This window comes from Pseudomonas sp. Pseusp18 (genome assembly GCF_059506005.1).
In genome coordinates this window covers 6,674,892-6,690,252 of the sequence record NZ_CP169240.1, presented here as the reverse complement: position 1 = coordinate 6,690,252, position 15,361 = coordinate 6,674,892, and the positions used below count along the sequence as shown (strand labels likewise).

Here is a 15,361-nt window from a genome sequence, read left to right as displayed (position 1 = left end):
GGATGAAGATCATCATCCTCGGCGCAGGGCAGGTCGGCGGTTCGCTGGCAGAACACTTGGCCAGCGAGGCCAACGACATCACCGTGGTCGACACCGATGGCGAACGCCTGCGCGACCTCGGCGATCGACTGGACATCCGCACCGTGCAGGGTCGCGGTTCGCTGCCGACCGTGCTGCGGCAGGCTGGTGCCGACGACGCTGACATGCTGGTGGCCGTGACCAACAGTGACGAAACCAACATGGTCGCCTGCCAGGTCGCCCACACCCTGTTCCACACCCCCACCAAGATCGCCCGGGTCCGCGAAGCCGCGTACCTGACCCGTACCGAACTGTTCGACAACGAAGCGATTCCGGTCGACGTGCTGATCAGTCCGGAGCAAGTGGTCACCAATTACATCAAGCGCCTGATCCAGCATCCGGGCGCATTGCAGGTGATCGACTTCGCCGAAGGCAAAGCGCAGCTGGTGGCGGTCAAGGCGTACTACGGCGGGCCGCTGGTGGGCCAGCAATTGCGCCAGTTACGCGAACACATGCCGAATGTCGAAACCCGCGTCGCGGCGATTTTCCGTCGTGACCGGCCGATCCTGCCCCAGGGCGATACGGTGATCGAGGCTGACGACGAAGTATTTTTCATCGCCGCCAAAGCGAACATTCGCGCAGTGATGAGCGAAATGCGCCGCCTCGATGAAAGCTATAAACGCATCGTCATCGCCGGTGGCGGGCAGATCGGTGAACGCCTGGCCGAGGCCATCGAAAGCCGTTACCAGGTGAAGATCATCGAGATGAACCCGGCCCGCTGCCGCTACCTCTCGGACAACCTCGACAGCACCGTGGTGTTGCAGGGCAGTGCTTCGGATCGGGATCTGCTGCTGGAAGAGAACATCGCCGACGCCGATATTTTCCTGGCCCTGACCAACGATGACGAAGCCAACATCATGTCTTCGCTGCTGGCCAAGCGCCTGGGCGCGAAGAAAGTGATGACGATCATCAACAACCCGGCCTACGTCGACCTTATCCAGGGCGGCGACATCGACATCGCCATCAGTCCGCAACTGGCGACCATCGGCACCTTGCTGGCCCACGTCCGGCGCGGGGACATCGTCAGCGTGCACTCATTGCGCCGGGGCGCAGCGGAAGCCATCGAGGCGATTGCCCACGGCGATGCGAAGTCGAGCAAAGTGATCGGCAAGGCCATCGAAAACATCGGCCTGCCACCGGGCACCACCATCGGCGCGATCATCCGCGACGAAGAAGTGATCATCGCCCACGACGACACCGTGATCGAAACCGGCGACCATGTGATTCTGTTCCTTGTGGATAAGAAGCATATTCGGGATGTGGAGAAACTGTTCCATGTGGGGCTCAGCTTCTTCTGATCAGCAATACATGCTGCGGCATCAATCGCCAAGATCGCAGCCTTCGGCAGCTCCTACAGAGATCGGCGTAGGAGCTGCCGTAGGCTGCGATATTTTGATCTTCGCTTCAATCGCGTTAAAGGAGTCCGCCGATGATCGAATCCCTGGAAAAAATGCTCGCCAAGGGTGTGGATAACTCATTGCTGCGCTTCGGCCTGGGCAAGGGTTATCTGGATCTTGGGGAAAACGCCAAGGCCGCAGAGCATTTCCAGCGCTGCGTCGAGTTCGATCCGAAGTATTCGGCAGCCTGGAAGCTCTTGGGCAAGGCCCATCTGGCGCTGGCGGATTACGCGGCGGCGCGGCAGGCCTGGGAACAGGGCCTGGAAGCTGCCCGCGCCCATGGCGACAAGCAGGCGGAGAAGGAGATGACGGTGTTTCTGAAAAAGCTTGAGCGACAGGCGCACTGATCAGCGGTAACGCAGGCCAAGATCAATAGATCGCAGCCTGCGGAGTTATCCACAGCAACCTCAATACCAGCGAGCTTCACCCGGTGGACGCTTCTTGAAGCGCTTCATGCTCCACATGTACTGGCTCGGATAAGCCCGCACGTAGCGCTCGACTACCTGGCTCATGGCCGCGCAGGAGGTTTCGGTATCGGTGCTGTACATGGCCTCTGGCGCGGCTTCGAGAATCACTTTGTAACCCGAACCGTCCGGCAGGCGCAGGGCATGCAGGAACACGCCGACCGCTTTGCCGCCGGCGAGCATGTTCGGCACGAATTTGCTGGTCAGGGCCTGAGTGGCGAAGAACGGCACGAAGATCCCGGCGGATTCGGCCGGTTCCGGGTCAGCCGGAATGCCCACCGCGCCACCCTTGCGCACTTCCTTGATCACGCTGAGGATACCTTCCTTGGTGGAAGCGGCCACCCGGTTCCCCAATTGCACTCGCTGCTTGCGCAGCAACTCATCCACCGCTTTCAGTTTTGGCGGGCGGTAGAAAATGATCGGTTTGCACTGGCTGCAATAGAAGTGGTTCAACACTTCCCAGTTGCCCAGGTGGCTGGTGATGCCAACCACACCTTTGCCGGACGCCAACGCCTCTTTCAAAACGTCGAGGCCTTCGACTTCGCGCACCAGTTCAATGGAACGCTGGGCCGGCCAGATCCACGCGCAGGCGCTTTCAGTCAGAGACTTGCCGATGTCTTTCAGGCTTTGACCCACCAGACGCTCACGCTCGGCCGGGTCCATCTGCGGGAAGCACTTGGCGAGGTTGATCCGCACCACGTCGCGGGAACGGTTGGGGGTTTTCCACATGATCCAGCCAATCGCCGAACCCACCGCCTGCACTGCCCGCCATGGCAGTAGGGCAAACAGTCGCAGAGCGCCTACCAGCAAGGCGCCTTTAAACTTATCCACAGGTCACTCCTGATCTTGTGCTGTGCGCGAGGCGACTATTCTAACCGCCGTTCGCCAACGTGGCGTAGCGATCGCAATCACGGGTGTGATCCATGACCATGCCCGAAGCCTGCATCAGCGCGTAACAAATGGTCGGGCCGACGAACGTGAAGCCGGCTTTTTTCAGGCCTTTGCTCATCTCGATGGCGGCCGGTGTCACCGCCGGCACTTCACTGCGATCCTTGAAATGATTGATCACCGGCGTGCCGCCGACGAACGACCAGAGAAACGCCACCGGGTCTTCCAGCTCCAGCCAGGCCTGGGCATTGCGCCGGGCTGCGTTGAGTTTCAGGCGATTGCGGATGATCCCCGGATCGAGCATCAGTTCATCGATTTCCGCATCGCTCATCTGCGCCACGCGCTGCACGTCGAAGCCGAACAGCACCTCGCGATAACGCTCTCGCTTGCGCAATACAGTGATCCAGGAAAGCCCGGCCTGGAACCCTTCGAGCAAAAGCAACTCGAACAATCCCTGCGCATCGCGTAGCGGCGTGCCCCACTCCTGATCGTGATAAGCCATGTACAGCGGATCTTCGGTACACCAAAAGCAGCGTGGCATAAGGCTCCAGGGGGCGTGCGCAGGACCGAATCGGGTATACTCCCGCTCTTTAAATCGCAGCCCAAGAAACAGGTGAATTTCGTGAGCCAGCCTACGCCAGCCGTGCGTACCTTCCAAGACTTGATCCTCGCCCTCCAGCAATACTGGGCCGAGCAAGGTTGTGTGGTACTTCAGCCCTACGATATGGAAGTAGGCGCCGGCACTTTCCACACTGCCACGTTCCTGCGCGCCATCGGCCCGGAAACCTGGAACGCCGCTTATGTGCAGCCCAGTCGTCGCCCGACTGACGGCCGCTACGGTGAAAACCCGAACCGTCTGCAGCACTACTATCAGTTCCAGGTAGTGCTGAAGCCGAACCCGGACAACTTCCAGGAACTGTACCTGGGCTCCCTCAAGCACGTGGGTCTGGACCCGCTGGTGCATGACATCCGTTTCGTCGAAGACAACTGGGAGTCGCCAACGCTGGGCGCCTGGGGTCTGGGCTGGGAAGTCTGGCTCAACGGCATGGAAGTGACGCAGTTCACTTACTTCCAGCAAGCGGGCGGCATCGAGTGCTACCCGGTGACCGGGGAGATCACTTACGGTCTGGAGCGTCTGGCCATGTACCTGCAAGGCGTGGACTCGGTCTACGACCTGGTCTGGGCTGACGGTCCGTTCGGCAAGGTGACCTACGGCGACGTGTTCCACCAGAACGAAGTGGAGCAGTCGACCTACAACTTCGAACACGCCAACGTCGAGAAGCTGTTCGAACTGTTCGACTTCTATGAAAGCGAAGCCAAGCGCCTGATCGAACTCGACCAGCCGCTGCCGTTGCCGAGCTATGAAATGGTGTTGAAGGCTTCCCACACCTTCAACCTGCTGGATGCGCGCCGGGCGATCTCGGTGACCGCGCGCCAGCAATACATTCTGCGTGTACGCACCCTGGCGCGTTCCGTCGCGCAAGCCTATCTGCTGGCTCGCGCCAAGCTCGGCTTCCCGATGGCGACCCCGGACCTGCGTGATGAAGTACTGGCCAAGCTGGAGGCTGCACAATGAGTGCTCAAGATTTTCTGGTTGAACTGGGCACCGAAGAACTGCCACCCAAAGCCCTGAACACCCTGGCCGAAGCATTCCTGGCCGGTATCGACAAAGGCCTGCAAGCCGCTGGCCTGAGCTACGAGAGCAAAACCGTCTACGCCGCGCCGCGTCGTCTGGCCGTGCTGATCACCGCGCTGGCGACCCAGCAGCCGGATCGCAGCATCAACCTCGACGGCCCGCCACGTCAGGCTGCGTTCGATGCCGAAGGCAACCCGACTCAAGCAGCCCTGGGCTTCGCCAAGAAGTGCGGCGTCGAGCTGAGCGAAATCGATCAGAGCGGCCCGAAGCTGCGCTACAGCCAAAGCATCGCCGGCAAGCCGACCGCGAGCCTGATGCCGACCATCGTCGAAGACTCCCTGAACGACCTGCCGATCCCCAAACGCATGCGCTGGGGTGCTCGCAAGGAAGAATTCGTTCGTCCGACCCAATGGTTGGTGATGCTGCTCGGTGACCACGTCATCGATTGCACCATCCTCGCCCAGAAGGCCGGCCGCGACTCCCGTGGTCACCGCTTCCACCACCCTGAAAGCGTGCGTATCACCTCGCCGGCCAACTACCTGAACGATCTGCGTGCTGCTTATGTACTGGCCGATGCCAACGAGCGTCGCGAGCTGATCAGCAAGCGCACCGATGAACTGGCGACCATGCAGGAAGGTACGGCGATCGTTCCGCAAGCCTTGCTCGACGAAGTGACCGCGCTGGTTGAATGGCCGGTGCCGCTGGTGTGCTCGTTCGAAGAACGTTTCCTCGACGTGCCGCAAGAAGCGCTGATCACCACCATGCAGGACAACCAGAAGTACTTCTGCCTGCTGGATGCCGACGGCAAGTTGCTGCCTCGTTTCATTACCGTGGCCAACATCGAAAGCAAGGATCCACAGCAGATCATCGCCGGTAACGAGAAAGTGGTTCGCCCACGCCTGACCGACGCCGAGTTCTTCTTCAAGCAAGACAAGAAGCAAAAACTCGAAGAGTTCAATCTGCGTCTGCAGAACGTGGTGTTCCAGGAAAAACTCGGCAGCGTCTACGACAAAGCCGAGCGCGTGTCGAAACTGGCGGCCTACATTGCCGCTCGCATCGGCGGTAACGCTTCCTGGGCGGCGCGTGCCGGTCTGCTGTCCAAGTGCGACCTGGCGACCGAAATGGTCGGTGAGTTCCCGGAGATGCAAGGTGTCGCCGGTTACTACTACGCCCTCAATGACGGCGAGCCGGAAGATGTCGCCCTGGCGCTGAACGAGCAGTACATGCCGCGCGGTGCCGGCGCTGAACTGCCGACCACCCTGACCGGTGCGGCCGTGGCCATCGCCGACAAGCTCGACACCCTGGTAGGCATTTTCGGTATCGGCATGCTGCCGACCGGTAGCAAAGACCCGTATGCCCTGCGCCGTGCCGCGCTGGGTGTGTTGCGGATCCTGATCGACAAGAAGCTCGACCTCGACCTGAACGACGCCGTGGCCTTCGCCGTGAATGCGTTCGGCGCCAAGGTCAAGGCTGCCGGCCTTAATGACGCCGTGCTGGAGTTCATCTTCGACCGTCTGCGTGCCCGTTACGAAGACGAAGGCGTGGATGTCGCAACCTACCTGTCGGTACGTGCCCTGAAGCCGGGTTCGGCCCTGGACTTCGACCAGCGCGTACAAGCGGTAGAAGCGTTCCGCAAATTGCCGGAAGCCGCTGCTCTGGCCGCCGTGAACAAGCGCGTGTCGAACCTGCTGAGCAAGGTCGAAGGCTCCGTGCCGACGGTCGTTGAAGCCAAGTACTTCGACAACGCCAACGAGTTCTCGCTGTATTCGGCGATCCAGCAGGCGGACCAGGCTGTGCAGCCAATGGCCGCTGCCCGTCAGTACAGCGAATCGCTGGCGCGTCTGGCCGCATTGCGCGAACCGGTGGATGCGTTCTTCGAAGCGGTGATGGTCAACGCCGAAGACGCCAAGGTGCGAGCCAACCGCTATGCGCTGCTGGCGCGTCTGCGTGGGTTGTTCCTCGGCGTCGCCGATATTTCGTTGCTGGGCTGAGGAGCTGCTGTTGAAACTGCTGATTCTCGATCGGGACGGGGTGATCAATTACGACTCCGACGCGTACATCAAGTCGGTGGAGGAGTGGATTCCACTCCCCGGTTCGATCGAAGCGATCGCGCAGTTGAGCAAGGCCGGCTGGACGGTGGCGGTCGCCACCAACCAGTCGGGCATCGCTCGCGGCTATTACGACATCGCCACCCTGGAGGCCATGCATGCTCGCTTGCGCGAGTTGGTGGCGGAGCAGGGCGGCGAAGTCGGGCTGATCGTCTATTGCCCGCACGGGCCAGACGATGGCTGCGATTGCCGCAAGCCAAAACCCGGGATGTTGAAAACCATCGCCGCACATTACAACGTTTCGCTGACGAATCTATGGTTCGTCGGCGATACTCTCGGTGACCTGGAGGCCGCCAAAGCCGTCGACTGTCAGCCAGTTTTGGTAAAGACCGGGAAAGGCGAAAAGACTCAGGGCAAGACCCTACCGGCAGGCACCTTGATTTTTGACGATCTGGCGGCGATTGCCGCAGAACTTATCCACAACTAAGGCTCTTCTGACATCCTGGCCAAGGACTGATCGGGAGTGCGCTTGAATAGGCGGGCAGTGCCCGCAACGGTAAATGTCGCCATGTCGATACTGCAGGCCATCAGAACTTTCCTCTTTTACCTGCTGCTGGGCACCAGTTCGTTGCTCTGGTGCACCCTGAGCTTTTTTATCGCGCCGTTTCTGCCGTTCAAGGCGCGTTATCGCTTTATCAACGTGTATTGGTGCCGCTGCGCCTTGTGGCTGAGCAAAGTCTTTCTGGGTATTCGATACGAAGTGAAGGGCGCCGAGAATGTGCCTGAACAGCCCTGCGTGATTCAGTCGAACCACCAGAGCACCTGGGAGACGTTCTTTCTCTCGGCCTACTTCGAACCGTTGAGCCAGGTGCTCAAGCGCGAACTGCTCTACGTGCCGTTCTTCGGCTGGGCCATGGCCATGCTGCGGCCGATCGCCATCGACCGTGACAACCCGAAAGCCGCGCTCAAGCATGTAGCGAAGAAGGGCGATGAACTGCTCAAGGACAATGTCTGGGTGCTGATTTTCCCGGAGGGGACTCGCGTTCCCTACGGCACCATCGGCAAGTTCTCCCGAGGCGGCACCGCGTTGGCCGTAAATGCGTCATTGCCCGTGCTGCCAATTGCACACAATGCCGGCAAGTTCTGGCCAAAAACCGGTTGGTCCAAAAAGCAGGGCGTGATCACCGTGATCATCGGCGCGCCGATGTACGCCGAGGGTAGCGGGCCACGGGCCATCGCCGACCTGAATGACCGGGTGCAGGCCTGGAACGAACAGATGCAGCGCGAAATGGGTTCGCTGCCAGCAGCCCCGGCAGCACCGAGTGCGACCGACCAAGTGACTGTCTGAAGTTCTGTGGATAACCTGTGTACCGTTTCGTTGAAAATCGCTGTATTTAGTTTTTAAGCTTTTGATTTTTATACATATTTCTTAAGCAAATAAAACTTCGGAAAACGTGCATAAGTTTTTTTCGGACGTAAAAAAACCGGCTGATATAGCCGGTTTTTTTATGCCTGTAAAAATGATCAGGCTCACTCGCTCAAAAGGGGTAGCTGGACACTGAACGTCGTGCCTTGTCCTACCACGCTATGACAGGAAATCCGCCCGCCGTGACGATCCACCACCGCCTTGACCATGGACAACCCCAACCCTAGGCCGTCACTGCCGTGAGCCGATGCAAAGCGTCGATACTGACTGAACAGCTCGGGAAGCTCTTCGACGGCAATCCCTCGGCCCTGGTCGGCGATCTCGCACGTTAACCAACCCTCGGTACAACTCACCCGCACGGTGATCCGCGAACCCGCCGGACTGTACTTGATGGCGTTTTCCAGCAGGTTGAACAGTGCCCGTGTCAGTAACGACTGATCGGCCAGGACCAGCGCTTCAGCATCTTCGTCGAGGTCATGCAGCAACTGAATGTTCTTCAGATGAGCGATGCTCGAGGCCTGGTCGAAGGTATCGAGCAGCAACATCGCGAACATACTCGGCTGAAACTGATAGGCCTCGGATTCAGCCTTTGCCAACTGCACAAAGGCCTCGGTCAGGTTCAGCGCCTTGCGCACTTGCAACTCGATCTGACTGAACACTTGAGTGTCGCCAGACACCTGATGCCGCTGAACGTCGAGCAAAGCCAGAATCGCCGAGTGGGGGGCCCTCAGGTCATGAGACAGAAAACGCAGCAACACGGCCCGCTGCTCCTCGGCGTCCCGTTCGACGCTCAAGTCAGTGAGGCTCAGTAACCAGCCAATCACCGAGTCGCCCTCGGCCGGCAACAGCGGCGCCAGGTCCAGCCGCAGGCTGCGTGCCTGAGTGTCACGAAACTCCAGCAGCTCCAGGGTCGACAACGCCAGCAGCGTTCCATCGGACGGCACCGGGTAACCCAACTCGCTCAGTTGCTCGAGCATCTCCTCGCCCACCAGGCTGCTGGAAAATATCTCCCGAGCCTTACGGTTGGCCAACAGAATGCGCCCGTTCGGATCGCTGATCAGCGTCGCCACCGGCAAGTACTCAAGGCCATCGGCAATGAAACGCCGGGTGTCACGTGTCCGGCTCATGGCCTGTTCCAGCGCGACGATTTGCCCTTGCAGCACATCGCCAGCCGGGGCCGGGGTACGGCGGCGTTCGGGAAAAACTTTCGGCTCGCTGTCCAGACGCGCCAGTTCCCAGCCGAAATAGGCGAGCACCGCATTCAGCCTTCGCCAATTCCAGATCAGGTAACCCAACAGCATACCCAGCAGACTCGCGGCCGGTGACCACCACCAGCCAAGACGTAACAGCAGGCTCGAACCCAGCAGCGCGACCGCCATTGCCCCCAGGGTCAGCCATAACGCGCGACGCGGACGCACCAACATCAGGCCCAGCAACTCACCGACAATCACCACCGATAACAACGCCGCCAAACGTTCATCGAGAGCCACAATGTTGCGCTGTTGCAGCAACCCATTGAGGATATTTGCCTGAATTTCGATGCCCGGGGTGGTGCCCATGCTCGCCGATTGCGGTGTCACGTAACGGTCCCCCAAACCTGGAGCGGTGGAGCCGATCAGGATCAAGCGATCGCGCAGCAATTCGGGCGGGACTTCACCGCGCAAGACGCTGACGTAGGGCACACTGGGAAAACCCGCATCGGAACGGATGAAAGGAATCCGTATTTTGTGGGCTCGCTGCCAGCCTTGCGTCGACGGCAGGGCCGGGGTCCCGGGCATCGGTACATTTACCTTGTCGGCAAGGGTCTGTTCGTACAGCAGCCAGGCCAGTTGCGCGCGTGTTTGTTGTGCCGGTCCTTCGCTTAAGTACACACTGCGCACGATCCCGTCGGCATCCGCTTGGGCATTGATGTGCCCGATGCCTTTGACGCAATGGCTCAGTGGCGCCACCGGTTCAATTTCCCCCAAAGGCTGTCCATAACGCGCCACGCCTTCACGCAGCAACGGCACGAAGACATTTCCGGCACGGCAGGCCGCCTGGGCCAGAAGCTGATCGTTGCCGGGATGGCTATCGGGCTCGCTGAAAATCACGTCGAACAGAATGCCTTTGGCGTTCGCAGCGCCTAGCCGATCAAGCAACTGCGCGTGCATGGCCCGCGACCAAGGCCATTTGCCTAGCTGCTGCAAGCTATAGTCATCGATCGTGACGATGAGTATTCGTGGGTCCACCGGCAGCGGGCTCAGCCGACGCAGGTTGTCGTACAGCAGATTGCTCAAGACCAGGCCATGGGTCATGGACAGCACTGCCGTCAACGGCAACAGGATCAGGCTGACCCACAGCCACTCGCGGACCATTCGCCGAAACAGCCGCTGAGCCTGGGTCGGCTCGCGACCATCCTTCCTTGGGCGGCCCTTCATCGGTCGTCGGCCAGGGCGCTATTGGACACGCGTGGTCCTGGGGTAATAGAAAATGTCATACACCCCGGTCTCTCCTTCTAACCCCTGAGCGTCATACGCCGACAGGCGAACATGGTAGAACAACGCTTTCAGCCCGCTGAATTTGACCTCGGGCGTGCTGGAGAACTGCTCTTGCTTGATGTCCAGAAAGGCCGCGTCGGTGGCCACTTGCGCCCGATAACGCGTGGCGCCTTCGATGGGCTTCATGATCAATTGCCAGACAGGCACATTACCCGTTTGACCGGCTTGCCCCAACAAACGCGGCGCGGGTAACAAGTCGATTGGTGTCAACGTGCCTTGTTTCTGAATACGCAAACCCTGACGGGCCATGACCTGGACTTCATCATCCTCAGGGCCCTGAGTCCGTTTGGCAGTGGAGCGGGCAGAGCGGGGGCGCGACAGTTCCTCATCACGATTGACCGCCACTTGCCCGTTCAGCACTTCCAGTAATGCCTGGCCACCATCATCGTTGCGCACTCGGAAGTGCGTACCCCGTACGCCCAGTACACCGACCGGCGTGACGATCTGAAAACGATCATGGTCGCTGGCACGCTTGATCACATACGACTCGACCTGGCCCTGCTCGAGGATAACCTGAGGGATCGAATGTTCTTCATTGAGGTGCAGCGTGATGTGGGAGCTGGAGGGCAGCACTACCCGCGAGCCATCGCCCAGGGAAAGGCTGACAAACGCCGAGGGCGAGGTCTTGATGCCTTCCTGCTCGTCGATCGGCATGCCTTCCTGCAGTGGCGTCTGTTTACCTTTGGCATCCAGCTTCCAGGCTTCGCCGGTCAGGTGCTCGACAGTCGCGGGCAGCGGTTGGCCGCGACATTGTTGATTATCATCGATATAAGGCAGACGTTTTGCCGAGGCGGCAGCCGCCGATGCACTCTGGGTGAACAATTCCATCAACCCGGCAACCAGTAAAAGACAAACGCCAGAACGGCGTGGGAGCAATAAGGTCATGAGGTTCATGGATTGGCTTTTATGCTCTTATACAAATCATGCCGGGAAACGCCCGCGCTGACGCACGATACCTGACCGGATGCTCTGGCAGATAGCCATGGGCGCAAAGGAAATGAGATGACACATCCCTGTGTCGGAACCGAGCAGGCACTCCATGTGTTTTTCCCCTGAACTGCAGACCCGCCGAAAACCGGCGATCGACGGTCCTGCAGTTTGGCATTGACGCTCCCTGCGTCGGAGCACATCCCAATGCCCCTGTGCCGCTCAGCGAAAAAGAATTTACCGGCATAAGCGACCTTGCGCGGTCATTCTCAATATTTGTTCAGAATTGACTGAAGGCGCCTAAAACACCCAACGTTGTTGCGCCGAGCGAATGTCGAGCTGGGCGGCTTCCACCTGTGCGGAGTGCACCGGGGCAAAGCCTGGCGAGTCGCCCATCACCGTGTTCGTCTCTGCCGGGCCGAAGTAACGCGGTGCAACATTCTGCTCGATGACTGATATTGACTGGACCGTGGTGCATCCCAATCCGAGACCCGCGGCCAACATCAACGCTGTTAATCTTGTAAACCCGTTAAAGATAATCTTTAGACGCATTTTTTCCCACAGTCCCTCTGGAGCATTCTGCCGACAATTCATCGCCTACCGGCTAAGTGATATCAGCGTATCCACACTTGGGAAGTTCACAGCAATTCGCCACAATTGTTCAGATTCAATCAATCAGCCTAAACTCCCGCAGGGATTTTCTTAACCGTTGCACTTACGAGATGAAGGAAGCACTCGGCATGCGTGTCGCAATACTGGATGACGAACCCGCCGAACTCCGCCGGGTGGAACAGACACTGCGACAGATCCCCGTCACGGGGGAGCAGACGTGGACGTTGCACAGTTTCGAGCGGGGAGAGGACCTGTTACGGCAACTTCGCCGGGAAACTTTCGATCTGCTGATCCTCGACTGGCAATTGCCCGACATCAGCGGTCTGTCGTTGTTGCGCTGGACCCGGGAACACATGGACTCACCACCGGCCGCGATCATGCTCACCAGTCGCGATACCGAAAGCGATATCGTCCAGGCCTTGAACGCCGGAGCCGACGATTACGTGAGCAAACCGTTTCGTCCTAACGAGCTGATGGCTCGGGTGAGCGCCGTGCTTCGTCGGCATGGACTGCAACGCGCGGCAGCTACCGAAGTACTCACATTCAATGACCTCGAATTCGACGACGCCGAACTCACTGTCACCCGTGCCTCCACCCCCATCAGCCTGACCGAACGGGAATACCGTCTCGCCCGCTGCCTGTTCGCCAATCTGGGTCGACCTTTATCCCGTGAATACTTGTATGAGCGCTTTTGGACCCATGAAGAAATCGTGTCCTCCCGGCCCCTGGATACTCATATTTATCGCCTGCGCAACAAACTGGGGCTGACGGCTGATCGCGGTTGGCAACTGCTGACGATTTACGGGTATGGGTATCGGCTTGAGAGCGTAGCGACTGCCAGCGAGTGAACAGCTGTTACATTCCTTCGATCAATAAAAAAGGCCAACGCTTAGCGTTGGCCTTTTTCGTTGTAGCGGTCCTGCGGGATCAGAAGTCCAGGTTGGACACCGCCAGGGCGTTGCTTTCGATGAAGTCACGGCGAGGTTCGACCGCATCACCCATCAGGGTGTTGAAGATCTGGTCGGCGCCGATGGCGTCTTCGATGGTCACTTTGAGCATGCGGCGCGAGCCCGGATCCATGGTGGTTTCCCACAGCTGATCAGGGTTCATCTCACCCAGACCTTTGTATCGCTGGATGGTATGACGCTTGGTGCTTTCGGCCATCAACCATTCCAGGGCTTCCTTGAATTCGGTGACGGCTTTCTTGCGTTCGCCACGCTGGATATAAGCGCCATCGTCCAACAGGGTGCTCAGTTGAGCGCCCAGGGAAACGACGGTCTTGTAATCGTTGCTGCCGAAGAAGTCGCGGTTGAAGGTGACGTAGTTCGACAGGCCGTGGGAGATCAGTTCGACCTCTGGCAGCCAGACGTTACGTTCACGGTCTTCGCGCAGGCTGGCCTTGTAGACCAGGCCGGACTTCTCGACGGTGCGCAGGCGAACTTCGTACTGAGCCAGCCAATCCTGCATCGCTGCGTGATCGGACAGTTGCTCCATGCTCACGGCTGGCAGGTAGATGAAGTGCTCGGTCAGTTCCTGCGGGTACAGGCGCGACAGGCGCTTGAGGGTCTTCATCACCAGACGGAAGTCATTCACCAGACGCTCGAGAGCTTCACCGGAGATACCCGGGGCTTCTTCGTTCAGGTGCAGGCTCGCATCTTCCAGGGCCGACTGCGTCATGTACTCTTCCATGGCGTCGTCGTCTTTGATGTATTGCTCTTGCTTGCCTTTCTTCACTTTGTACAGCGGCGGCTGAGCGATGTAGATGTAGCCACGCTCGATCAGCTCCGGCAGCTGACGGAAGAAGAAGGTCAGCAGCAGGGTACGGATGTGCGAACCGTCGACGTCAGCATCGGTCATGATGATGATGTTGTGATAACGCAGCTTGTCGATGTTGTACTCGTCGCGACCGATGCCGCAGCCTAGCGCGGTGATCAAGGTGCCCACTTCTTGCGAAGAGATCATCTTGTCGAAGCGCGCCTTCTCGACGTTCAGGATCTTGCCCTTCAATGGCAAGATGGCCTGGGTCTTGCGGTTACGTCCCTGCTTGGCGGAGCCGCCAGCAGAGTCACCTTCCACGAGGTACAGTTCGGAAAGGGCAGGGTCTTTTTCCTGGCAGTCCGCCAGTTTGCCCGGCAGGCCGGCGATGTCCAGCGCGCCTTTACGACGGGTCATCTCACGGGCTTTACGCGCCGCTTCACGAGCACGCGCCGCGTCGATCATCTTGCCGACGACCAGCTTGGCTTCGTTCGGGTTTTCCAGCAGGAAGTCGGAGAAGTACTTGCCCATTTCCTGTTCGACCGCGGTCTTCACTTCGGAAGACACCAGCTTGTCTTTAGTCTGGGAGCTGAACTTCGGATCCGGCACTTTCACCGAAATGATCGCCGTCAGGCCTTCGCGGGCATCGTCACCGGTGGTGGCGACTTTGTGCTTCTTCGCCAGGCCTTCAGCTTCGATGTAGGTGTTCAGGTTACGCGTCAGTGCCGAACGGAAACCCACCAGGTGAGTACCGCCATCGCGCTGTGGAATGTTGTTGGTGAAGCACAACAGGTTCTCGTTGAAGCTGTCGTTCCACTGCAGGGCGATTTCCACGCCGATGCCGTCTTCACGCTGGATGTTGAAGTGGAACACCTGGTTGACCGCAGTCTTGTTGGTGTTCAGGTATTCAACGAATGCACGCAGACCACCTTCGTACTTGAACAACTCTTCCTTGCCGCTGCGCTCGTCCTTGAGGACGATGCCGACACCAGAGTTGAGGAAGGACAGTTCGCGAATCCGCTTGGCCAGGATGTCCCAGCTGAAGTGGATGTTCTTGAAGGTGTCAGCCGAAGGCTTGAAGTGAATCTGGGTACCGGTGGATTCGCTGTCGCCAACGATTTTCATCGGTTCTTGCGGAACACCGTGGACGTAGGTCTGTTCCCAGATCTTGCCGCTGCGGCGAACGGTCAGGACCAGTTCTTCGGACAGGGCGTTAACCACCGATACACCTACACCGTGCAGACCACCGGAAACCTTGTAGGAGTTGTCGTCGAACTTACCGCCGGCGTGCAGCACGGTCATGATGACCTCGGCCGCCGAAACGCCTTCTTCTTTATGCACGTCTACCGGGATGCCACGACCGTTGTCGCGAACAGTGATGGATTCATCCGGGTGGATGATGATGCTGATGTCGTCGCAGTGGCCGGCCAAAGCTTCGTCGATCGAGTTATCGACCACCTCGAACACCATGTGGTGCAGACCGCTGCCATCGTCGGTGTCACCAATGTACATACCGGGACGTTTGCGTACGGCATCCAGGCCTTTCAGCACTTTAATGCTCGTTGAGTCGTACGTATTTTCTTCGCTCAATGC

13 protein-coding genes are annotated in these 15,361 nt (G+C 59.1%); 7 read left to right on the top strand and 6 right to left on the bottom strand.

All coding sequences use genetic code 11. The annotated features are described in order from the left end of the window. The first annotated feature begins 2 nt into the window (after positions 1-2). Both trkA and ACEN9A_RS30290 read left to right on the top strand, forming a co-directional pair. Positions 3-1,376 carry a Trk system potassium transporter TrkA gene (trkA, locus tag ACEN9A_RS30295; RefSeq protein WP_007941504.1) on the top strand — a complete coding sequence of 458 codons (1,374 nt, stop codon included), beginning with the start codon at positions 3-5 and terminating at the stop codon, positions 1,374-1,376. Positions 1,377-1,507: 131 nt separating this feature from the next. Further along, entirely contained in the window at positions 1,508-1,822 is a 315-nt protein-coding gene (locus tag ACEN9A_RS30290; RefSeq protein WP_018927310.1) for a tetratricopeptide repeat protein, read from the top strand. Between the two features lie 60 nt (positions 1,823-1,882). Here the strand turns inward: ACEN9A_RS30290 and ACEN9A_RS30285 are convergent, their stop codons facing one another. Then, a complete protein-coding gene (locus ACEN9A_RS30285; RefSeq protein ID WP_019580330.1) occupies positions 1,883-2,770 on the bottom strand; it encodes a lysophospholipid acyltransferase in 888 nt (295 codons plus the stop codon). A 40-nt stretch (positions 2,771-2,810) separates the two neighbouring features. Further along, positions 2,811-3,368: a DNA-3-methyladenine glycosylase I gene (tag, locus tag ACEN9A_RS30280; RefSeq protein ID WP_019651237.1), complete on the bottom strand. Its 558-nt coding sequence runs from the start codon at positions 3,366-3,368 to the stop codon at positions 2,811-2,813. A gap of 81 nt (positions 3,369-3,449) precedes the next feature. Here tag and glyQ point away from each other — a divergent pair, with 81 nt between their 5' ends. The 4 genes from glyQ to ACEN9A_RS30260 all read left to right on the top strand — a co-directional run bounded on the left by glyQ (position 3,450) and on the right by ACEN9A_RS30260 (position 7,859). Further along, positions 3,450-4,403, top strand: coding sequence for a glycine--tRNA ligase subunit alpha (gene glyQ / locus ACEN9A_RS30275; RefSeq protein ID WP_003213601.1), 954 nt, complete (start codon positions 3,450-3,452; stop codon positions 4,401-4,403). Next, a complete protein-coding gene (gene glyS, locus ACEN9A_RS30270; protein ID WP_258671789.1) occupies positions 4,400-6,454 on the top strand; it encodes a glycine--tRNA ligase subunit beta in 2,055 nt (684 codons plus the stop codon). Before glyQ ends, glyS begins: the two co-directional genes overlap by 4 nt. Positions 6,455-6,458: 4 nt before the next feature. Further along, complete coding sequence (gene gmhB, locus ACEN9A_RS30265) at positions 6,459-6,998, top strand: D-glycero-beta-D-manno-heptose 1,7-bisphosphate 7-phosphatase (RefSeq protein ID WP_177324973.1); 540 nt, start codon at positions 6,459-6,461, stop codon at positions 6,996-6,998. Between the two features lie 81 nt (positions 6,999-7,079). Continuing rightward, a complete protein-coding gene (locus tag ACEN9A_RS30260) occupies positions 7,080-7,859 on the top strand; it encodes a lysophospholipid acyltransferase family protein (protein ID WP_258671788.1) in 780 nt (259 codons plus the stop codon). 182 nt (positions 7,860-8,041) lie between these two features. Here the strand turns inward: ACEN9A_RS30260 and ACEN9A_RS30255 are convergent, their stop codons facing one another. From ACEN9A_RS30255 to ACEN9A_RS30245, 3 genes are all read right to left on the bottom strand, one after another. Beyond that, positions 8,042-10,354 (bottom strand): CHASE2 domain-containing protein, encoded by a 2,313-nt coding sequence (locus ACEN9A_RS30255; RefSeq protein WP_258671787.1) that lies wholly within the window; start codon positions 10,352-10,354, stop codon positions 8,042-8,044. 18 nt (positions 10,355-10,372) lie between these two features. After that, positions 10,373-11,359 carry a FecR family protein gene (locus tag ACEN9A_RS30250; RefSeq protein WP_408981100.1) on the bottom strand — a complete coding sequence of 329 codons (987 nt, stop codon included), beginning with the start codon at positions 11,357-11,359 and terminating at the stop codon, positions 10,373-10,375. 342 nt (positions 11,360-11,701) lie between these two features. Next, on the bottom strand, positions 11,702-11,905 hold the full coding sequence (locus ACEN9A_RS30245) for a hypothetical protein (RefSeq protein WP_172901216.1): 204 nt from the start codon (positions 11,903-11,905) through the stop codon (positions 11,702-11,704). 236 nt (positions 11,906-12,141) lie between these two features. On the opposite strand from ACEN9A_RS30245, the gene ACEN9A_RS30240 reads away from it, so the two are divergent. After that, positions 12,142-12,861: a response regulator transcription factor gene (locus tag ACEN9A_RS30240; RefSeq protein WP_258671785.1), complete on the top strand. Its 720-nt coding sequence runs from the start codon at positions 12,142-12,144 to the stop codon at positions 12,859-12,861. 79 nt (positions 12,862-12,940) lie between these two features. On the opposite strand, the gene gyrB is transcribed toward ACEN9A_RS30240, so the two are convergent. Continuing rightward, the gene (gene gyrB, locus ACEN9A_RS30235) at positions 12,941-15,358 is read right to left on the bottom strand and encodes a DNA topoisomerase (ATP-hydrolyzing) subunit B (protein WP_007934319.1); all 2,418 of its coding nucleotides are present in this window, start codon (positions 15,356-15,358) and stop codon (positions 12,941-12,943) included. Positions 15,359-15,361: the final 3 nt, after the last annotated feature.